The following is a 21,709-nucleotide window of genomic DNA, read 5'->3' on the forward strand; positions in this document are numbered from 1 at the left end:
GAGCTCTCCTCTGATGCGCTTGCGGTTTTAGGTTCTCTGAAAGCAAACGATTCGATATGGTTTCGCGGCCTGAGTAGCCGTGCAAGGTGCCAACGAGCACCTCACTCAGTCAAATTGCGGCCGATGAAACAGAAGAATGCGGCCTCCGGGTACGCTTTCGGCCGTGTAGGGCTGACCATGGATCAAAAAACAGGTCATGGGGACACCCTGGCTCGGCAAAAGGCCCAGGTCCTGGAGCATGTCGATCACGAGAGGCGAAGCCTCTTGGGGGCCGTGCCTCCAGTCTTGGCCGAACAACTCTCCGAGTTCAGGCACTTGCGGGGCCGGCTGATGGCTCCATGCCGAAGCCGCAGACGGCAATGGAAGGTTTGGCCCCAGCGCCGAAGGGGCGTCCTTTCGTAATTCGAGCGTGGCGGGTGGATTAAACCCGGATACAGGGCCGCCATAGGTACGCGGGGGAGCCGTCGGCGTCGCAAGCGCAGCTTCACCCCGCAAAGCGAACCTAGGGTGGTGGATAAGTTGAACGTCGTTGGGCCCTTTCGGTCCCAACACAGCCGTGTAGCGTTCACCGGTAATCTCATAGTTCATCACCGGATACTCCGCATCAGGCAAGAAGTCCCAATTACCCAACTTAGAAAGCATCGTGTCGGGAGCCGGCTGGGTGCGATGGGAAAAGTCCTTCGGCACGGCGAATGAAACATCAAACGTGTCGCCGACGGCGAGAGAGCGCAGATGAATAAGCTGAATATCATTGTGCCCTCCGGGTCCTAACACGGCCGTATAGGGCTCACCGTGAATGTCGTACGTCTTCACCGGCTGCGTCGCATCCGGTAACAGACCCCAACGGCCCAATTTGGAGCGCATCATATCCGGCGCGGGCTGGTTGCCGTGGAAGAAGTCACCTGGAACGACCAAAGAAGCGTCAAAGCTTTCGCTGACTGGAAGTGGCGTTGTGGCCGGGGCGGCACCGCCTTGGTCCATCATGCGTGCGAAGTATTGTTCAGAGGCAAGGTTCAGCAATCGCGAGTTCGGCTGTGAGGTTGCAGCATCGAGAAACTCTTCTCGGCCGGCACTTTCAATGGGCAAGTTGGCAGTAGAGTCCGGTTCCGGAACAACAAGATCGTCCGCGACCACGAAGCCCTCCAGGGCCGCTTCGAAAAGCTCGTCCTGGGCTGCGCTTTGCACGGGCGAAGGGACGACCGGATTCACCCGCGACGCCAGTTCCGGTGTATCGAAAGTCATCCCTGGCAGCAAATCATCTCGATCAATGCCATGGAAAAGCTCCGCCTGGTCGGCACTTTGCAGGTCCGAACGGGAGGCTGAGCTCATCGTTCGCCAAAGCGCCGATTGATCGTACGGCGCGGCTGCCAGCAGGTTCTCGCGATCCGTAGCATCGAAAAGCTCTTCCTGAGCAAAACTCTGTACGGACGAGAAAGCGGGGGCGCGCATTCCCTGCCAAAGTAACGGTGCATCGAAGCCGGAGACCGCAAGCTCTCCGCTCCGCGCCGCGTTGTCGAAAAGCACATCCTGCGCGACACTTTGTAGGGGAGAATGAGCGGCCAAATCCATTTCACCCCAAACCTCCGGAGCATTGAGATTGCCAGCCAGCAATACGCCCTGATCCGCAGCATTCTCCAAAAGCTGGTCCTCGACAGTCAGCATGGACGAACGCGCGGCCGGCTGAGTTGGCGGATGCGAGCCACCTCCTTGTCCTTCCAAATTGTCCTGCCTGACGCCCGCGCGATAGTCGCGGAGTCTGTTCAAAGCGTAGAGGAGTTTCTTGTCTTTCGGGAACAAAGTATCGGCGTGACCGCGCAACTTGTCGGCACTGAGCCTGGCAATGGACAGGGGGCGGAGAGCTGACGCCAACTTCCGGAGGCAGCTTGCGTAATTTCCGGCCGTTTTCGCGTCGATCCCTCGACCGAAGCCTGCCTCGGCGGCCTTCCTAATGAGGCGTTCGTCTTCGTTCGATGGACGGTAATGTGTCGTGATCCGAAGGGTGGCGCCAGGCTTGCGGTAGCGGCTGACAATCAACAATGCTGGGGCGATAATCTTATCGTTTGGCAGCAGCTTCTTGGCGCAATCGAGCAGCGTATCATCATCGAGGGCCGCTATTGATTTGCCATCCTTCTTCAGCGCCTCAGCCAACTTGCGAAGGCGGCGATCGTAAATACTGATGGTTGTCGGCCCAGGCGGTGGTCCTCGCTCGAGAGCCGCACCAGACGCTGCCTGGATCAGGCGATCGTCTTCCTGAGTGACATCGTAAAGCTGACTGTGAGCATATATAGGCCCCAGCTGTTGCACATCTGCCAGCTGCTGCTCAAAGTAGGCTAGCTGCGGTTGCCGTTGTTCCACGGTTGTCTCGGACGCAGCGGGACGATTATCGGCAGGGTTGATATTGTCAAATTGGTTCATGGTCGCGTCTCCGCTTGCATCGGTCTCGGCGCCTCGGTACTAGCGGTGGCTGTCCAAAACCTGACGTAGCCCCCAAGCAAGACAGAGAATGATAGCGAACCAGGGCGGCACCCAAGGCGATGCTGTGTGTTCGCGTCGCGAAAAGGAGAGCGCAGGATGACAAATCCTTCAACTGAGGTTCGAACTGAAATGCGATGCGAGGACCTCGATCCAACGCTCAGCTCGCGATCGCGACGATCCCAGGCCTGTCATCGTGATGATCGGTCTGCCATTGGCCGAGTTCGCGATTGATGAGAGGAGAGCGTATCGCTCCTTCAGCCGGATAATCCCTCCCCTCTAGTCCAGCTGGTGCGGCGAGCTTCCATTGGTATGGCCATTCCTCACAGCGCGCGGGCAGGGGCCCTGCAGCATTCCGGCTCCGGTTTGGCAAATTCACACGTCCTGCAAAGCAGAAAGCCATCTGTACCGTTCATGCGGTCGGCGATTTCGCTAAATATCCGGCCTTCGAACAGATCTTCGTACTCGTCGCGCAAAAGATTCCCAAGGACATGACGCCGCTCAAAATCCATGCAGCACAAAGTAACATCGCCGTTTGGAAGAAGGACATTCCGATGTTGCTGTTTCCCATTGCATGTCAGGGTGCCGGCGATCGGCTGCCGCGGGGTGATCATTTTCGGATCTATATGTCCTCGCCTGCTACTCAGCGGCCGCAAGCGTTGCAGCTTTTTGGCGGGGATTACATCGGCTAGATCAGGATGGATTTTACCCAGGATCACAAATTGAATCGAGGGAATGTTTGCCTCAATCAGTCGGCGCATGACATTGATGTAGTTTTTTCCGACGAGGCGGCTGTTCATATAAGTGCCGTCGTCGGGAACGTGCACGACGAAAGTCTTGAACCGGAGCATTTGCAGGCGTCGAACGTCAGTCCCGTTCATTCCAACAAGGGTCGTGAAGATCCGGACGTCGTGGCCGCGTGCGTAAGCATGCTCAACCATCGTGCTGCAATGCGGATGCAACCAGGGTTCCGAATATCCGGAAAAACTAATGCCAGTAGCTGTCGGTACGCGTGAGAGACATTGCTTGAAATCCTGAACACCCAGATGCTTGGCTTGGGATACGGGCCTTTGGCGATCTGCAAACTTGTCCTGGGAGCAATAAGAACATCTGACGATGCAGCCGGTGGTCGTGGTTATCTCCAATACCCGATGGCCGGGCTCAACCACACGCAACTCTTGTAAGACCCTAGGGTATGCCGTCATGTATCTGGTCCTTTCAGGTGCCGGAGCAGGCAATTGCCGCAGATCGAGCGCAGCTAACGCGGCGTCGCGCCTTGCCTGAAACGATCGCAACCGGAGTTTGGACGTTGGGCGAGATGCCTTGAATGAAGCCCGTGCCTTGCCACGCTGGTTTCGACAACAGGGTACAGGAGGACCAGTCCGGCGCTCCTCTCTCTGGGTGTCGATTGCCGCCTACCACCATGTCTGCGCCTAGCATCCTCCTTTCCTCCAGAAACACGTCAGCTCGACAGCTCTTGATGTTGTCGAGGAGAGCCGCAAATAGGGCTCCGGGAGGTGCTCGATCCTGAGGACCACATCATCTCCGTGTCGCCGGACCGCGCAGTCAATCGCCGACATGGGACCGCCCAGAGGCGACATACGTTGTTCCGATCGCGTCCGAAATGCCAAGCTTGTTTGCCAAACAGTCGTGGCTTGCGCCGAATCCTGCAACATGACGTCGGGTACGATTCAAGCGCGTCGGGCGTGATCCAGCATGGCCCTGGAGGCTTTCGCGTGTTGCGAAGATTGCTCTGGGACGCGATGAGAGGCGCGACGATCCGGAAATCCTGATGGACGCGGCCGAGTAAGTAGGACCAACCTGGCTTCTTTGGGCACCGAACAGTAGGCGAAGCCTTTATCGGCAGATCGCGAGAATGGGCCAGACAATTGGTTCGCTACAAACATGCACCGGGCACGTGCCGAATTGATCAGAAGGGCGGCGACCTAGATGCGCCGCGACCAAATCGATCTGCTATGCGCGCCGAACAGCAGCTATACTGGCTAGAAAGATATTGACAAGGCGATCCCGGTGGGACGCGCCGCCGCGGACTTGCTCCTTCATTGTGAGACAAGGCTTGCGCCGACGGTAAATTCACGAAGGGAGCCGGTTTCGTCGCGCTTACAGCGGCTTAGCCGCTGCGAGCTCGATGAGCTTTCGTGTTCTTCAGGGCCGTCAGCCGTTCGAGCAGCGAGATCGCACGGGGAGCGTCGTGCGTCGAGGAGCTGACTGCGTCGGCTACGTCCATGATAGCTTTCCAGCGCCTTAGACACGATTTCATCTGGATCGTTGACGCTGATAGCTTCGAAGATCTTGAGCTGAAGATCCGCTCATACTCATCGGAACGGAAAAAACGGTCTCAGAGCCTTTGGTAGGATCTACGTTCCAGATCAGCATAGACTGATGAATGGTCGGCCGGATTTCTGGATTGATTTGCCTGAACAGCCACAGGTGGACGTATATGGATAGCGGAACATACCGGTGCTCGGCGTCGGCCACTCCATTCATTGACTTCGCGGTGTCCTCTTCTGACTTGATGTACCCCAAACGAGACTTGACGAATCTCGGCAAGTGACGCCTAGATGTAGATCTGTCATGGTTCTTCCATCCTTTATCTTGTAGGACAGGAAGCTAAGAGGGAACCCGGTGCGCCGAACGGCTACTCCGGGGCTGCCCCCGCAACTGTAAGCGGTGAGCGGTTGTCATCATGGGCCACTGGCGCAGAAACGCGCCGGGAAGGTCGACAGCCGCAGCGACCCGCAAGCCAGGAGACCTGCCGCGACAGAACAAACGTCCTCGGGCGGGGTGCCCCGGTGGAGCGCTTGCACTGAGGGACGTTTGTCTCCTGCAAGTCGTCCGTGGCCCCGGCTCCAAACATCGCGGGGTTGCCGATGTCGCCGTCTTTTGATTTCGATCAGCAGGGTCATCTCGTTACACCATCCAGTGTGCGGGCAGCGCAAGCACAGGCAGCGCTTGCCCCGCTTCAGCGGTCTGTTGCGCCGCCTCCATCGCTGGCCCCGCTGCCGCGTCCCCTCGCGCCAGCTCCAAAGCCGTCCGACCTTGCACTTGATCGATCGCGCGACAGCCTCCTGACATCGTTCGGCAAGCTGACATTGACCGACCGTTATCTGCTCGCGGGCGAAGGCGTCCAGGACATGTTTGCGCGGGTATCGTGCGCGTTTGCGGACGATGTCGCACATGCTCAGCGTCTATATGATGCAATGTCCCGACTGTGGTTCATGCCGGCGACGCCGGTGCTCTCGAATGGCGGCAGCTTGCGTGGTCTACCCATTTCATGCTTCCTCAATTCGGTCTCGGATTCGCTCGAAGGTATTGTCGGCGCCTGGAACGAGAACGTCTGGCTTGCCTCCAACGGCGGCGGCATCGGTACCTACTGGGGGAATGTTCGCTCGATCGGCGAGAAGGTTAAGGGCGGTGTCACCTCGGGCATCATCCCGTTTATCCACGTCATGGACGGCCTGACGCTGGCGATCAGTCAAGGCTCGTTGCGGCGCGGCTCGGCGGCAGTCTATCTCGATGTCCAACATCCCGAGATAGAGGAGTTCCTTGAGATCCGGAAGTCGTCCGGCGACTTCAATCGTAAGAGCCTCAACCTGCATCACGGCATCAACGTTACTGACGAATTTATGCATGCCGTGCGAGCCGGGACAGCGTTCGCGCTTCGCAGTCCAAAGACCAGCGAAATGGTTCGCGAGATCGACGCTCGCCAGCTGTGGCAACGTATCCTCGAGAACCGGCTGCAGACCGGCGAGCCTTATCTCTTGTTCATCGACACCGTGAACCGCGCCCTTCCCAAGCACCAGCGCGACCTCGGCCTCAAGGTCTCGACCTCCAATTTGTGCAGCGAAATTACCCTGCCGACCGGCATCGATCATCGCGACGAGGAGCGCACCGCGGTGTGCTGTCTCTCATCGCTCAATCTCGAGACATGGGACCGGTGGAGCGAGGAGCCGGGCTTCATCGAAGACATCATGCGTTTCCTTGACAACGTGCTCACCCACTTCATCACGGTGGCGCCGGAGGGCATGAGGCGTGCCCGCTATGCTGCCCTACGCGAGCGCTCCGTCGGCCTAGGACCGATCGACATTCAGGATTCCCAAGCGGTTTGATCGCTGATTCATAGAGTTCCGTGATTCGAGACACGGAGCAGATGGTGGCGGCGAAACGATATGAGCTGACGGAGGCGCAATGGGCGAGGATTGCGCCACTGCTGCCGGGGAAAGCTGGCGACCCGGGACGTACGGCTGCGGACAATCGACTGTTCGTCAACGGATGTTTGTGGGTTTTGCGATCGGGCGCACACTGGAGCGACCTGCCGGAACGGTACGGCAAGTGGAAAACGGTGCATCAGCGCTTCAGCCGCTGGTGCCATGCCGGCGTCTGGGAGTGCGTGTTCGCTGCTCTGACCGCCGATCGCGACAACCAGTATCTGATGATCGACAGCACCATCGTTCGCGCCCACCAGCAGGCGACGAGCGGAAAAGGGGGGCCAAAGATCAGGCGCTGGGGCGTTCCCGAGGTGGACTGACCACCAAGATCCACATGCTGGCTGATGCGCTCGGCCGTCCGCTCCGCTTCATCGTCACGGCTGGGCAAGTTAATGACATCACCCAGGCGCCGGCACTGCTCCACGGCCAAAGCGGCGATGCCGTGCTCGCCGACAAGGCCTATGACAGCAACGCCCTGCGTGCGATCATCGCGGAAATCGGCGCAACGGCGGTGATCCCGTCAAACCGCACCCGCAGGATCATCATTCCGCACGACGCCGACGCATACAAACAGCGCAACCGCATCGAGCGCTGCTTTGGCCAGCTCAAACACTTCCGACGCTTGGCAACCCGTTATGACAGGCGATCTGACAACTTTACCGGCTTCATCCATCTCGCTGCCGCAATGATCTGGATGCAATGAATGTCGATCGGTCCTAGGCGTCATGGGCTTCCACTCGTTCCTTCAGGCCAAGGGCATTCCGATGGAGAGCGTCCTGGCCAAGTCGTTCAATCTGAACATGTTCCGGAAAATCCGGCGGGATGCCGACGCGGCGTCGGTGACGCTCGCTCGCGAGCGCGGCCCTTGCCCGGATGCGCTGGAACGCGGCGTGATGGCGCGATTCAGCCATAAGATCGCAATTGCGCCGACCGCCTCGATCAGCATTATCTGCGGCGGCACGAGCGCTTGCATCGAGCCAGTCCCGGCCAACATTTACACCCATAAGACATTGTCTGGCGCCATCTCAGTGCGCAATCCGCATCTCGCCAGGGTACTCACGGCCAAGGGCGCCAACACCCCGGCGATATGGCAGTCGATCATAGCGCACGAGGGATCGGTCGCTCATCTCGACATCCTCTCGGAGCACGAGAAAGCGATCTTTCGCACCGCTTTCGAGATTGACCAGCGCTGGATCATCGAGCTCGCCGCCGACCGCGCGCCGTTCATCTGCCAGAGTCAATCGATCAACCTCTATCTGGCGGCCGACGTCGATAAGTGGGATCTCCATATGCTGCATTGGACGGCATGGGAGCGCGGATTGAAAAGCCTCTATTACTGCCGTTCGAAGTCGATCTCGCGCGCAGCGTTCGCCGGCAAAATCAGCGGCCGTGACGAGGCGGAACGACCGCAGCCGCAGCGCACCGACTATGAGGAGTGCCTTGCATGTCAGTGATTGACCTCTCGGCTGTCGATCCGCGCACGTTGATCGGCAAGGGACGGGTCGGCCTCCTGGACTCGACCGGAAGCTATGACGTTGATCGCTATGGCTGGGCTTACGAGTTCTGGAAGCGTCAGCAGCAGACCCATTGGATGGGCGAGGAGGTTCCGCTCGGCTCCGACCTCAAGGATTGGGCGTCGGATCGTGTCACTGCCAACGAGCGCGCGCTGCTCACCCAGATATTCCGCTTCTTCACTCAATCGGACATCGAGGTCGGTGACAATTATCTCAAACGCTACATCCCGATTTTCCAGCCGCTCACCGTGCAGATGATGATGGCTGCCTTCACCAATATGGAGACCGTCCATATTGACGCCTATGCGTTGTTGCTCAAGACGCTTGGCATGCCCAAGGCCGAGTTCGAGGCATTCCGCGGCTATGCGCAGATGCGCGCCAAGGCTGACTACATGCACGAATTCGGCGTCCATACTGTGGCCGACGTCGCTCGCACCCTGGCCATGTTCGGTGCCTTTACTGAAGGCATGGCTTTGTTCGCGAGCTTTGCCATGCTGCTTAACTTTCCGCGGCACAACAAGATGAACGGCATGGGACAAATCGTAAGCTGGTCAGTGCGCGACGAGAGTCTCCACTGCGAGGGCATCATCAAGCTATTTCACGAATGGCACCGCGAAACTGGCGCGGTGACGAGCTCCGTTCGCGACGACATCATCGATGTCGCCAGGACCATGGTGAAGCTGGAGGAAAACTTCGTTGATCTCGCCTTTGGTCTCGGCGAGATCGACGGCATGCGCCCTGAGCAGATCCATGCCTATGTCCGCTATGTCGCCGATTGGCGGCTGACCCAGCTCGGGATTACCCCGGTCTTCGATTTTTTTGAGGCTGGTCAGAGCGGGTTTACCCAGCTCAAGCCGCATCCATTGCCCTGGCTGGTCGAGATCCTCAATGGGGTCGAGCACGCCAACTTCTTCGAGCAGCGCGCTACGGAGTACTCCAAGGCCGCGAGCCGCGGCAGCTGGGACGGCGAAGAGGGAGTATGGGCTACTTTCGGCCGTATCTAGCACGAACGCAACAACGCTTTTGCGCTTCGATTCTGGTGCACCTAGGATTTTTCGCGAAAGTCCGCTGGAGACCGCGCAGCAAGGCCACATCGCGTGACACCGATCTGGTCCGCTCGAAATGATTATCGCAGACCCGTGACAGCAAAGCCGCTGGATCTGGCGCCACTCACCATCAGTCGCTGAGGTCCTTATGCTTGTGGAGGATCGGCCGTCATGGCGTCGACAGAGCAGGCAGTCGATGGTGAACCTGCGCACGCGGCCGGCGCTCAAACGCGTATGTGTTGCGAGTTTGACAAGCTTAGCCTCGCGGCATGCGGGTGGCGGAGCTGCGTTCTGAACTTGCGCCCCTTTACAGCGCAGCCCTGGCGCCGAACCATGGGATGATGGCTCTCGGCCAGCCACAAACAGATCGATATGGAAAGTCAATGCGGTTCTGACTGCCGGAAATGGTAGGAGAGGCCGCCTCGCGCTTTGAGATACTCTGTTGGAGCGAGGACATGCTCGCAACCAACACACCAGGGCGGTCGGGGATAGCGACTATGCGGACCCGTATGCTCTCGAATGAGCAAAATCTGCGGAGCCCATCATGAAAGCGAGATCGGCACGTAGAGCCGATGGGGCGTCGAGTATCCCGCTGAGCAAGCTGGATGTAAGCGAAGCCAAGCGCTTTCAGGATGACAGCATATGGGGGTACTTCGAGCGGCTGCGAAGGGAGGATCCCGTTCACTACTGCCAAGACAGCCGCTATGGCCCCTATTGGTCCGTCACGAAGTACCGCGATATTGTCGCGGTGGATACAAACCATAAGGCATTCTCATCAGAGCAGGGTGTCACGATCGTCGACGTGCCTGACGAGCACTGGACCCCGAGCTTCATCAAGATGGGCCCTCCAAAACACGCCCGGCAGCGCAACACCGTAAGTCCGATAGTTGCACCGGATAACCTGGCGAAGCTTGAAAGTCTGATCCGCTCGAGGGTCAGGGTGATTCTGGACGGCTTGCCGCGCAATGATCCGTTCAATTGGGTGAATATGGTCTCGATCGAGCTGACGACGCAGATGCTCGCCACGCTTTTCGACTTTCCCTTCGAAGACCGTCGGCTCCTGACCTATTGGTCAGATGTAGCTGTCACACCTCCGAGAGCCGGCCATGCCATCGACAGCTGGGAAAAGCGAAGGACAATCCTGTCCGGATGTCTTGAGTATTTCACACGACTTTGGAACGAGCGCATTAATGCCGAGCCGCGGCTGGACCTGATTTCCTTGATGGCACATTCGCCCGACACGCGCCATATGGAGCCGGATGAGTTTCTCGGCAATCTAATCCTGCTGATCGTCGGAGGCAACGACACCACCCGCAACTCGATGACCGGCGGCGTCCTGTTCATGAATCAGTACCCCGGCGAGCTGCGAAAACTGCGCGACAATCCGCGGCTGGTGTCGGGCGCCGTGTCCGAGATTATTCGATACCAGACACCGATCGCCCATATGCGCCGCACCGCCGCGGCAGATTGCATTCTGGGTGGAAAGCAGATCAGCAAGGGCGACAAGGTCGTTATGTGGTACATCTCTGGCAACCGGGATGAAGAAGTCATCGAGAATGGCGATAGCTTTGTGATCGACCGCAAGAATGTGCGGCAGCATCTGTCGTTCGGATTTGGTATCCATCGGTGCGTTGGTCGGCATCTTGCGCAATTGCAGTTGAATATCCTCTGGGAGGAAATATTGCGTGCAGGGCTGGACGTCAGGGTTGTCGGCGAGCCCGAGCGAATCGCGTCAAACTTCGTTCACGGCTATTCCGCGCTGCCCGTGCAGATTGCAGCCTAGTCCCTGATCGCGTCGGTGGCAGACGGCACGCGGTGCGGTTGGGTTTGTCTTGAGCCGCTTTCGTTGCCGCAGGTAGCGAAAGCGGCTTGATCGGCGCCAAACAATCGCTGCATGTCGGGATCCGGTCGGCAACCGGGCAGGCGTTGTGGAGCTCGTGTAAGGAGCGACAGGTGTAGCGGGCCGGGCGGCCTTGCCGGCGCATGACAAGCGAAAAGGGCAACGCCAACGGCGCCTCAAAGCCCCATCTTCGGGCCGCCTTGGATAGCTGCAACCGTAAAGGTCGATGAGCTTGATATTGAAGATTGTAGCGGTGGCAGCGATTTTCCTTGGAGAAGCGATTTCGATCATCGCCGAGTTGATTGCCTCAAGGCGGTTTGGAAAATCGGGCGGGGATGTGACAATGCTCCTGCCGATGTTTCTGCTGATATCTTTCGGTGGCATCCTTCTCGTTTTCGGATACGCGCTGGGCTACACGCATCTGAAGAATATCTGGATCATTGTCGCAATATCGGTGGGAGCTATTCTGGTGGTGGAGCCGATACTCACCCTTCTCCTCTTTGGAGACGTTCCGACAACCGGTTCGCTGATCGGGCTGTTGCTCGGTGCGCTTGGTACGCTCGCTGCCATATGTCTATGAGGGAATTCTGATTGAGCATGGATGGGTGCCGGCTTTGGCGAGATGTAGTTTGAAAAGGACCTGCGCAATGTCGGTTCTGCTCGCTTCGCACGGGGCCAATGTTGTTGCTGACCGGCTTTCAACATTTCATCACGGTCGGTGCGTGGCCGTTGGCTTCGTAAACTCTTCTCGAAGTCTGCTTGCCGGATCGTGAGATGCGTGCGGCGGCCGTAAGGTCTTGATCGATCTACGCTGGCCAGTTTCTGCCTGACCACAATTCGCTATGAGCGAGCGTTGCCTGGTGCTCTCCAGCATTTGGATGGCTTCGTCCAGTTCGTGTGAACACACGACTGGCCTGGAGCCAAGATGACCACGGATCGCCTCGCGGCCGGTATTGCCGCATTCGACAAAGCAGATCACGACCAGGACAGGTTAGTCCGCGGTCGTGCTTCAGCTGATTATCCCGCAACTCACGCGGTTATCCCCGCAGCAACACAGGAGCTGCGAGGATCGCATCCCTGGAGAACGCTCTTGGTCAGCTACTCGTCAGCCAAGCGGTCTATCCAGACAGGCTGCACATCGTCGACTTAATCGGAGATAAAGCATGACGGGCATTGGCCGATCCGGGAAATCGCACGTTGGGGCGGCAGCAGCCGACAGCACCGGGGAACTCGGCGGCGTCACTGGAGACCGCAGTCAATCCTTCGACGCCGTCGTGGAGCGGATGCGCTCCGGGCTTCAGGAGCGGGCCGCGCCGCTCGCGAGCCAGCCACAAGATTCAGATGTAGTGGCGCCAACGCGGGACGAGATCAGAGCAGCAAGGCAAAGATTGGAGAGTCTCCTTGAGGAACTTGAAATTTGTCGTCGAGCGGCCATGCACGGCCGGGACTTGCCCGAGGCGCAAGAGCTGATCGACCAAGTCGTCAGGGCAGGCTCAGCAGCTCTGGACTACTACGCCGATCTGCCCCCAAATTTGGCGCGTCGCATTCTGCCCGACGATCGGGCCCGCCTTCTCCGCGATGACGTCCTTGACGCAGCCACCCAATGTAACACCGTGGCCAGGCAGATTGTTGAGCAAGTGGAGAAGAAGAGAAAAGAAGCGCTAAGTTGGTTCGAGAGGTTGAAAGGCATCGCTACGCCCTACCAGCTGAGCCGCTCGGTCGCAAGCGTGGCGGAACATCATGCGGCCCACATGGAGTGGTGGGGAAAGAAGGCACTGCGCGCGGAGCGGATGCAATCGGTCTGCGCAGCTACTGCAGACTTGCCAAGCGCTACGCCGGAGATGCGCAAGGCCGAAGAGGCCGCATTAAGGCTGCACACCGGCTGCGCGCTCAATATGAAGTGCATGTATCTGCAATCGCGCATAGCTCTGGCGGAGTTCTTGATTAAGTCGCAAGCGAGCACGTTGGAACCAGACACACACGAGGCCCTCATGGACGAGAACGGGCGTGTGCGTCTGCTCGGGACCTTCATCGAAGATGTTTTCCCAGCATTTGTCTCGACCGGCCATGCCGTTATGTACAGCAACGGGGCACCGCTCGACGCCGAGCATCGCGCCGTTCTAGAAGGTGTCATGGAGCGGCTTTCGGAGTTCGCTCCAGGAGTGAGTTCCATGGTTGCCACGCTGAGGGAAGCCGGATCAGGAGCTGACCTTCCGTTGCAGTTGCTGGACCAGATCGTGGAAGGTGCGTGGCTTACGGCGAACGAAGTCATGCGGTTGCTGGCAGTGCAGCCAAAGTTGGCAGCCACAATTGAACCGCCGGTCCGGCCTGCGCTGCCGGAAAATACCGCCATGGTGGGTGAAAGCAGCAGAGCGCGCAGAAAGGGCAAAGGAAGGCGCGCAGCGGCCGCAGGCGAGGGGAGTTCGACGCCCCGCCCACCCGAGCCGCAACTCGCCAGGCCCGATGCGGCCACGGCCCCGACCGGCAAGGTTATCGTGCTCTCGGACCTCGGTACCAAAAAACTCGTGACCGCGGAGGAGGCACGCGCGAGCGCCTCAACCTCTGCTACCGAGCACCTCCAGATGTGGCAGGCTCCGCCCTCAAGGAAAGCGCTGGCGGGATTACTTGAGCGACTGGACGAACTGCTGCAATTCGATCTGCCGGCTCAACAAAGTGCCGTCTCGCAAGCGCGCCAGATGAAGCCCGAGGACGCCGACCACGTCTTGGATCTCGTCAGTAAGCGCTTGCAGACGCAGGCTACTGAGATTGAGGCCTGTATAGCCGCGCTGGAGGAGCCTCGCCGCCGGGGCCTGCTCACGCCGGCGCAAGTGCCCGAAGTGCACGAAAAAATATTTCGGCTCAAGGCGATGCGGTCCGAGGTGCAGGGGCAGGCAAACTCACTGAGCGGGCGAAAGGCGGCAATCACGAGCGATTGCATGAAGACCTATGCGTTTCCGTCGCAAAGGTACCTTGAACAATTGCGGGCGGCGGGGGATTTGGCGCCAGTCGATCCACCGCGCGCCTTGCAGGGAGAGCCAGGGAAGCTGTTCGAGGTCAAGCTGCAGCCAAAGGCGCTGAGCAGTGGTGCGAGGCCAAGCCCGATGTGGGTGCACATCCATACCAAGCGGCCGGTACATGCCTGGCAATTGGCAATGCTGGGGGAACGTGACTTCGCCGCTTGCCACGTGAAGTCCGATGAACAGCGCGGCTATAATCGGCACTGGCAGAACGCTCGAGCCGCCGAGGGGCACAACAACGTCGTGATCCACCGCGGCAAGCTCACACCTGCGTTTTGCAAGTCCTTGTTGAGCACCGCAGCTGGCGGCCAGGCGTTGTACCACCTTCCCGATGCTGGGCACGTGTCAGCGCAGATGGGGCGACTGGGAATCTAGTCAGCTTCTTGTCTTGCGGCAGCATGCCGTTCGATGGCAGCTTTCATGCCTCCAGATCGGCTCGGCGGATTACCTGAGCCGCACCGGGCTCCTCAGGCTCCATCTCCCAAAGGATGGAGCGCGGAGGAAGAGAACACGCACCAAATCCACGAGAGGCTCGTCGGCCGGGGAGCCGGATCATTTTCGATCGCGGGCAAGTAAGCTCTCTATGAGGCCATTGGTGACGCCGAAGATCGGCGCGTGGGCACGAAGCCAGCCGCTGAGCGCGGCAGCAGGAGAAAATCCTCATGTGCGTGATCCCGATGACGATACGGTCGGATGTCGTCGCGCTCGTCGCGAAAGGCCTGCATGTGCGTCGCCAACTGACAAGTAAACCTCCAGAGGGACTGCTTCCGATGGTTGGCATGCCAATAGAAAACTATGCGCTCTGGTTTGACGAATCGACTTCGCAATGCACAATGAGCCTGCCTATCCTTTTGCTTGGATAAGGCGACGAGAGCCCCAGCATCCCGGCCTCCAGGCCCCCCAGAAGGTGCTGGGGCTTTTCGTTCTTCCGATTGTCCCAGCCGGTGAGGGCGGAGCTGCTTCTCTGCAAATACTGATCCTGTGACGGCCACGACCGCGTCGGGGTGGCGGGAAGCTCGTTGTGCTCTGCTGGCATTGCTGTCAGACCGAGCGGGAGCTATGGCGATTATAATGGAGCATATTGGGCTATCGGCGAGCGAAATACCTCGCTTCCCGACGACGACAAGTGCGACGAATTTGAAGACGATACAGATCTCGGCGGACACTTTGATGGTCGACGTACGCTACCCGGTCAGCTCCCCCGCTGGCCACTCCGATCAGGCATTATAGATGCCGCGAACGCTGCTTCCGATTTTTCCGAGCAGCGCAACAAGAGATGTCGCGCTTTCTCGCACCCTTTAGCCTCAGCCTCTCGTCTCTGACTTTCTGTATGGATTCAATTCGCTAGCGGTCCGATAGTCATCCAGATTCCCGCCCAGAAACAGTACCTCGCGCTCCTCGGTTGGGGTATCGCTCACAAGCCTAGCCTTGTCCGGATAGAGATGGTCTCATGCTAGAGGGTTTAGCTGTCGATCAGCTGACGAGTTTCATTGCTTGAAGATCCAGCCCTTGCGACTGTGGCGCCCGTCCATTGTTCATCGCAGAGCTGACTTTGGCGAGATGGCGCCATCGTCGCTAAATCCGGCAGTGCGAAAGTCGGGCAGATGCGGCCCGGCGGAGGCGCAACGATCCTGAGCTTGAGTTGCGTAAGGAAGGCTGCCGAGGCAGGCTTGCATCGATCGTGAATCGATGGCCCGAAAGTGCCGCTCGAGACGCTGGCTCTGGTCGGAATAGCCGAGACAGCCATCGGGCTCGTGACCGGTTGGCGTTGCGTGGAAGCGACATTGTGCTCTGCTGGGATTCCTGACGGAGCGCGAGGATTCGCGTGGGCTCGGCGACCTGGAACGGCGTCGGGCAGCGCCTTTGCCGTGGCCTCAGCCCAACATCAAGGACGCCGCCAAGATGGCGTGTTGTTGTTCGATCGAGATCGTTCAACCCGAGGGAACGATTTTATGAAACCTTGTGCACGTGCATAGGGGAATCTGCTTTGCCCGGATCGGTCGTTCAATCCTCGCGATCGTGAATCTTGGCCTCAACGATTTCATTCGGTTGATGAGGTCGTAGGGACTAACTTGCCCGGTGCTGCACCAGACTTGGCACCACAGCGGCGAAAGCCTTGCGGTGTGGCCTGCAGCGTAGCCATAAGAAAAAGGAACTAGTAGAGCGATCTCCGCAATCGGTCGTATCGGCGGTGAAGAAATCGCGTATACGCTCATCCGGAAAGTGACGCAGGGGCCGTCGGGAAACCCGTGCAGTCCCAACCAATGCAATGCCAAGATCAATGCTTCGACAGATGTATCGATAGCTTCGATGGCTGGGCGAGAGCTCGAGCATAAACGGCTCCGCTGACTCCGATTGACTTAAGGCGAGGCCCTGCCGAGATATCCGAACGTATCCATTCCGTAGATAGACCCAATCAAGAAAATCAATTTTACCACTTGCGGTGAGGTCATATAGACGTGGCGGACGGCTGGGGCCAACCTAGGGAAGCGACTCTAGAATGAAAAAATTCGTGATTGTGACTGCGAGCGCCTTCACGCTTGGAACGCCGGCGGTGCCGACCTTTGTTGCTGAGGTTGCCGCCCAACCGGTCGCCACCAAGGTGCAGGTAGCCGATACGTCATATCCTCAATGCGCGGATGACCCGTTGGATGGTATCTGCGACTTATTCTTCTGTTTGACCGATCCCTCGTGCGTGCAGCACTAACGACGGAAGACAACCAAGCATAGAACGAGGATAGAGGCGCCGGCCGCTAGCTGGACAGCGGTCGCGTCCTCCTCCTCCGGCTACAGCCGACTTCCTGTTCTTGCCGGTGAATGATGCTAGCGCTACAGACCTCAATCGCCTTGGCTCCCATTGGTCGTTCCTGCTGGTGGATCGCCGCGTTCGGCTCGTTACCTATCACTATGACTCAGTTCTAGGATATAATGATACGCAGCAGGATCGCTGAACGAGTCGGGGCCAACCTGCAAGACGCGCCCATAAGCCAGCAGAGCAATCAGTATGACTGCGGCGTCGTCGTGGTTGATGGGACGCGGGCACTGGTCAGTCGATTAGCAGAAGGTCCGCAGCCAGACCTGAACCTTAGGAACCTCGTCGTCGATCGGCGGGCACTGCAAAGCCGTCGGAGAAACTGAACGCGGTCTGGGACTCGCAGGCGACTCGGCGCGTCCCATATGAGGCTTCGCCTGGTCGAGCTGGCTGAATCTGCTCTTGATGACGCGGCCAGCCGGTCTGTGAGGAGCACTGCGGACAGGAAAAGAAGTGCGCTGGATCGCGGCGCGCGTGCGAGCATCCCGACAACTCCGAAATCGGTCCGCCAAAGGCAAAGAGGCAGGCGGACGATGTAGGCGGACGTCGCTACTCGGTGTTCCCGATTGAGCACCCCGGATGCCATACTTTCCAATATAGCCGCGAACTTCAGAACGCCCGAATACATTTATCTCGCCGTAAGCCTCCAAGGCTCACCTGCCGGTAAAGATCAAGACTTACCGAGCACATGTGTGCGTCCGGCTATGTTCAAAGGCCAAGCCAACTGCGATTTGATCAAAGCCGTTGCGTTCCGGTCTCTGAAGCTGTTCAAGTTTCGCCACAGGAGCTTTGGGATCGCGCGGATAAGGACAGGGTGCTTAACAACGATCAGGCAACGCGCACTGCTGAGCTCCGCTTTGTCACCAAGGCCGGGACGAGATTAAAACGCGGGTAAAATCGTTGAGTTCAGACCTCCTGCCTAATGTTGCCTCGGCGCGCTTCAAGGTGAGATCCATAGCGCTCCGTCGAGTTGTCAATCGCCAAACAAGAATCGCAAAATTCGCAGCTGGCGTTCAGCCACCCCGCCACAAAATGATCTCTCATGTGAGAAGGCAGACGACAACCTACCAGCCTTGGTGAGTTGATGACCGTGCTGGATCAATTGATTTGAAGCCAAGCAATGATACACAGGAAAGTGCTGCGAGCCCTCATCGAGCATCTTCACGTGCGCTCGCCATGGAATCATCGTGCGAACAGGGCTATGTCGGCTCTTTCAACCTCAGCAAAGCCCATTTCTCTATCCGCTAGATATGTCGAACGGCAGCACGTTATCACCGGTTTCCGAAATTTTACATGCGTACTGGCGCTCCGATCGGTGGTTGCTTCTCGTCGTTGTCGCCGTGGTGCTGATCTCAAGCGCGACCAGCGTCGCAGCGCCCTATGTATTTTCGTGTCTCATTGACCGTCTCCCGCGCGAGGAAGACATGTCGGTGCTTGCGTGGGGGTTCGCAGGCTATGCGGTCCTACTTGGGGTAGCCTCCGCATTGCAGCGCATGCTGCAGTATCTGTCCTTCATGACAGCCGAGAACCTGGGCTTCATCGCTGCAACGGGCTTCTTTGATCGCATCTTGAGGAAAACCGCGCTCTTTTTTCTTGAGCACAATCCCGTAGAGATACAGAATGCGGCCGCGCGCGGGCGCAGCGCCCTGACGGCTTTGGTCCAGCTTGGGATCGTCGTCTTCATCCCTGCTGCAACACAACTTCTACTTACGTTCGCTACTCTCGGCGCGCTCCTCAATATCCAGATCGCTGCAATCGTCGTCGTCTATGGGGCAGTCCTAATTGCATTGACGTGGAGTTCCACGCGTCGGGCGTACGTGTTCCTGGAACGAGCCAGAGAAGCCGGACAGGACAATGCGCGTTTCGTTGGCAACGTCATGAGCTCCATGGACACCCTGCGCTATTTCGGCAGTCATTCCTGGATGAGCCAGCGCTTTACGATAACGGCGCGGGAGGTGCGTGATAACTGGCGCGCCTATGTGTTGCAACGCGTTGCCTACATCGCCGTGCTCGGCCCAGCCGTCGCGCTACAATTTGCGGTCACGTTTTTCCTTCTCATACCTGAATACCAGGTCGGGGCGGTCACCATCGGGGATATGGTGCTATTCAACACGCTTCTACTCCAGCTCAATATGCCATTCGAGATGGTTGCGCGCGCCATCTCTGACGCGGCGCGGTCGCGAGCCGACCTCATCCCTCTGGCTAGACTATGGGCCGCACCCGAAGAGCGCAGACCGTCTCACGCTCAAGATTTCACGCCCTCCGCTGGCCAGCTCTCTTTCGAGGGCATTGGTTACGCCTACGACAACGGTCGTGGCGTTACGGACGTCTCGTTTGTGGCTGGGCGGGGTGGGATTACCTTCCTTGTCGGTGAATCGGGATCGGGAAAATCGACAATCTTTAAGCTCGTCTTGAAATCGATTGAACCGGACCGCGGTCGTATTCTGGTAGATGGAACCGATATAGCGGGCATCGAACGCGCGGATTGGTATGCCGCAGTTGCTGTCGTGCCGCAGGACGTGATGTTGCTCAATGAGTCGCTAGCCGACAACATCCTGCTAGGGCGGCCCCGCAACGAGGTGCGCCTTCGCGCTGCGTCGGAAAAAGCCGCTATTCTCCCCTTGATCGAGGCCTTGCCTGAAGGATTTGACACAGCAATTGGAGAACGTGGTTTGAAGCTTTCCGGCGGGGAACGCCAGCGTATTGCTATTGCCCGCGCGCTTTATGGCGAGCCGGCGATCCTTCTTCTTGACGAGGCCAGCTCCGCGCTCGACGAAGAAACCGAGCAGGACATTATGAACCATATCCGTACGCTAGCCAAAGATGTGACCGTGCTGGCGATCACTCACCGCAAGGGCGTCGTTTCTACAAGCGACGTCGTGGTCGACCTGACCGACTGCGGCTTGTCAGTGACATAGCCGAAGTGAATGATCGGCCCGGCGCGTTGACGCCGCACAGAAGGTGCATCGCCGGACGAGATGCCTTCGCCGTTCAAGGAGCTACCCACGTCATAGAGACCATCCTCGGTATCTATGATGGAATCGGGGCCCTGTGCTCCGGTAGACGTGAAGTATTCTAGGGTGCCGATTGCCAATCTGCGACGCCAGGTGGCAGGGGCGGGCGTAAGTTGGCGATCGGCCGGCTTGCGGTCGGAACAGGCTCCTTCGTCCTGAATTCAGGCTGCACCAGACGGAATTCTGCGCATATGTGCCGCGATTGATGAGCTCGGCGACCAGGTAGACATCGCCCCGCTACCCATTACTCGCGTCCGGACGGCAACATCGGCCACGATGCCTTCGCGGGCATTGGCGAGATGGACATGGTCCTGCGCCGTCACCCGGATCGCAGGCGCCGCCCTTGCACGCATGCGCTTGACCACGAAGGTGGGTATGCAACTCAGGAAAAACGGTGGACGCGATCTCTTCCGGAGAGCAGGCGGTGCTTGGGGGCGTGTCGAGCGCGTGCCGACGGCGTTTTTCGATCCCGGCAAGCAGCCGCCTTACTCATGGCGTCCGCTTTGCCGATCGCATGTGTTGTTCAACCATCGCCGGCCGAGATCCTTGAACTGCGGACGGCGCGATGTCGGCCTCACACCGACACGGATTTTCTAACGAAGCTCTGGCAAAACGGGATCGAGTTCTTCCTGCTCAAGCGTCTTGGCTCCATCTTCCGCCAGGTACGCTGCCAGCCGCGCGATACCGGACTGTGGTGAGCATCTGGCGGGTGCGGATTTTTTGGACGGCACTTGTCCCGAGCGCTCCGCAATTTCGACGCTCATCAGGTGGGGTCGGATCGGTCGGCCGATGGCGCGCTCGATGGTGTGGAAGATCCAGCTCCCGTCGGGATCGATGTCCGACCAATGAAAGATTGGCGTCTTTTCGGATACCGACCCTGCGATCATCCGCAGCGCCTGCTGGGTGGCGAGCGAAGGGTAACCGCCGACATACATCGTCGTTCCCAGTCGACCGGGGTCCGCCTCGGCAATGTGTCGGTTGAAGCTTGCGAAGTTTTCGATCGTCAGAATGTATGCCGGTGGCTCCCGAAAACGAACGCGATCTGCTTCCTTGGGAGTGATTCCGAGGTAATGTGGAGAAATCCTGGAGAGGTCGGCTCCCTCGAGGTCGATTTTTCCTGCGACCAGCAGCGGTGGCGCGAAGCGTTCCAGTCCGATTGCCCGCAGTGCCTCGCGGGGCCGCGCGCCGGGGGGAAACTCCAGGATGCCGCTCAGGAGCCGCACGACCGCACCCTCGATGCGTTCGAGCGTCTTGCTGTGACCCACCGTCCGTCGCGAGAAGGTCTTGTAGTCGACGTCGAGATGCTTGTCGTCCAGGATGGCCTGGGCGAGAACGAAGGCGTCGCGCAGCATCTCGACGTCGGACGAAGCGAATCCGTGCCACGTCTTCCCCCGTCCCCAGACCTCGGCGATTTGGGAAGCGCTGTTCTTCAGAGAGTCGCGCAGCGCCGATCCGGCGGCAAGCCTTGCCGCAGCGTCCTGCGCAATCCGCGACGCGGGGGTGCGGTCGAGATATCGGTATAGGATCTCCGCCGAGGCCAGCCGCACGTGTGCGACCTGATCCCGCTTGACGCCTCGGCCCCAGCCAACGGACACCGCGCCGGTACCTTCGGCTTCCCTGATCTGTTTGAGGAAGGCGTCCGCCGCGACGACCGAGACGAAGGCGGCATAATCCGGGTGCGCGATCGGGCTCGCGGCGCCGGCCTCGAAGCGATCGAGCAGGTCATTCAGGAGGCCGTTCGCGTCCGTGAAACGCCGCGCCATGG

Annotated in this window: 11 protein-coding genes, 1 pseudogene and 1 riboswitch; of the genes and pseudogenes, 9 read left to right on the plus strand and 3 right to left on the minus strand. The window is 58.9% G+C overall.

Annotated elements, in window-relative coordinates; genetic code table 11:
- Nucleotides 1-105: 105 nt before the first annotated feature.
- Both ACVI1L_RS22930 and ACVI1L_RS22935 read right to left on the minus strand, forming a co-directional pair.
- The gene (locus tag ACVI1L_RS22930; protein WP_456783832.1) at nt 106-2,415 is read right to left on the minus strand and encodes a hypothetical protein; all 2,310 of its coding nucleotides are present in this window, start codon (nt 2,413-2,415) and stop codon (nt 106-108) included.
- 380 nt (nt 2,416-2,795) lie between these two features.
- Nucleotides 2,796-3,677 carry an SPASM domain-containing protein gene (locus ACVI1L_RS22935; RefSeq protein WP_456783833.1) on the minus strand — a complete coding sequence of 294 codons (882 nt, stop codon included), beginning with the start codon at nt 3,675-3,677 and terminating at the stop codon, nt 2,796-2,798.
- A 1,374-nt stretch (nt 3,678-5,051) separates the two neighbouring features.
- Nucleotides 5,052-5,267, plus strand: a riboswitch (cobalamin riboswitch).
- 96 nt (nt 5,268-5,363) lie between these two features.
- Here ACVI1L_RS22935 and ACVI1L_RS22940 point away from each other — a divergent pair.
- The 9 genes and pseudogenes from ACVI1L_RS22940 to ACVI1L_RS22980 all read left to right on the plus strand — a co-directional run bounded on the left by ACVI1L_RS22940 (nt 5,364) and on the right by ACVI1L_RS22980 (nt 19,848).
- Nucleotides 5,364-6,602: a ribonucleotide reductase N-terminal alpha domain-containing protein gene (locus tag ACVI1L_RS22940; RefSeq protein WP_456783834.1), complete on the plus strand. Its 1,239-nt coding sequence runs from the start codon at nt 5,364-5,366 to the stop codon at nt 6,600-6,602.
- 41 nt (nt 6,603-6,643) lie between these two features.
- A pseudogene (locus ACVI1L_RS22945) lies at nt 6,644-7,404 on the plus strand (IS5 family transposase).
- 22 nt (nt 7,405-7,426) lie between these two features.
- On the plus strand, nt 7,427-8,155 hold the full coding sequence (locus ACVI1L_RS22950) for a hypothetical protein (protein ID WP_456783835.1): 729 nt from the start codon (nt 7,427-7,429) through the stop codon (nt 8,153-8,155).
- A gap of 29 nt (nt 8,156-8,184) precedes the next feature.
- Nucleotides 8,185-9,219, plus strand: coding sequence for a ribonucleotide-diphosphate reductase subunit beta (locus ACVI1L_RS22955; RefSeq protein WP_253640778.1), 1,035 nt, complete (start codon nt 8,185-8,187; stop codon nt 9,217-9,219).
- Between the two features lie 586 nt (nt 9,220-9,805).
- Nucleotides 9,806-11,044, plus strand: a complete 1,239-nt coding sequence (locus ACVI1L_RS22960) for a cytochrome P450 (RefSeq protein WP_456783836.1) — start codon at nt 9,806-9,808, stop codon at nt 11,042-11,044.
- A gap of 283 nt (nt 11,045-11,327) precedes the next feature.
- On the plus strand, nt 11,328-11,681 hold the full coding sequence (locus ACVI1L_RS22965; protein WP_456783837.1) for a hypothetical protein: 354 nt from the start codon (nt 11,328-11,330) through the stop codon (nt 11,679-11,681).
- A 583-nt stretch (nt 11,682-12,264) separates the two neighbouring features.
- Entirely contained in the window at nt 12,265-14,493 is a 2,229-nt protein-coding gene (locus ACVI1L_RS22970) for a hypothetical protein (protein ID WP_456783838.1), read from the plus strand.
- A 2,125-nt stretch (nt 14,494-16,618) separates the two neighbouring features.
- Nucleotides 16,619-16,825, plus strand: coding sequence for a hypothetical protein (locus tag ACVI1L_RS22975; RefSeq protein WP_253640774.1), 207 nt, complete (start codon nt 16,619-16,621; stop codon nt 16,823-16,825).
- 1,424 nt (nt 16,826-18,249) lie between these two features.
- Nucleotides 18,250-19,848, plus strand: a complete 1,599-nt coding sequence (locus tag ACVI1L_RS22980; protein ID WP_456783839.1) for an ABC transporter ATP-binding protein — start codon at nt 18,250-18,252, stop codon at nt 19,846-19,848.
- A gap of 689 nt (nt 19,849-20,537) precedes the next feature.
- Here ACVI1L_RS22980 and ACVI1L_RS22985 read toward each other — a convergent pair.
- On the minus strand, nt 20,538-21,707 hold the full coding sequence (locus ACVI1L_RS22985) for a Wadjet anti-phage system protein JetD domain-containing protein (RefSeq protein ID WP_456783840.1): 1,170 nt from the start codon (nt 21,705-21,707) through the stop codon (nt 20,538-20,540).
- Nucleotides 21,708-21,709 lie beyond the last annotated feature (2 nt).

Source organism: Bradyrhizobium sp. USDA 4516 (genome assembly GCF_054055915.1).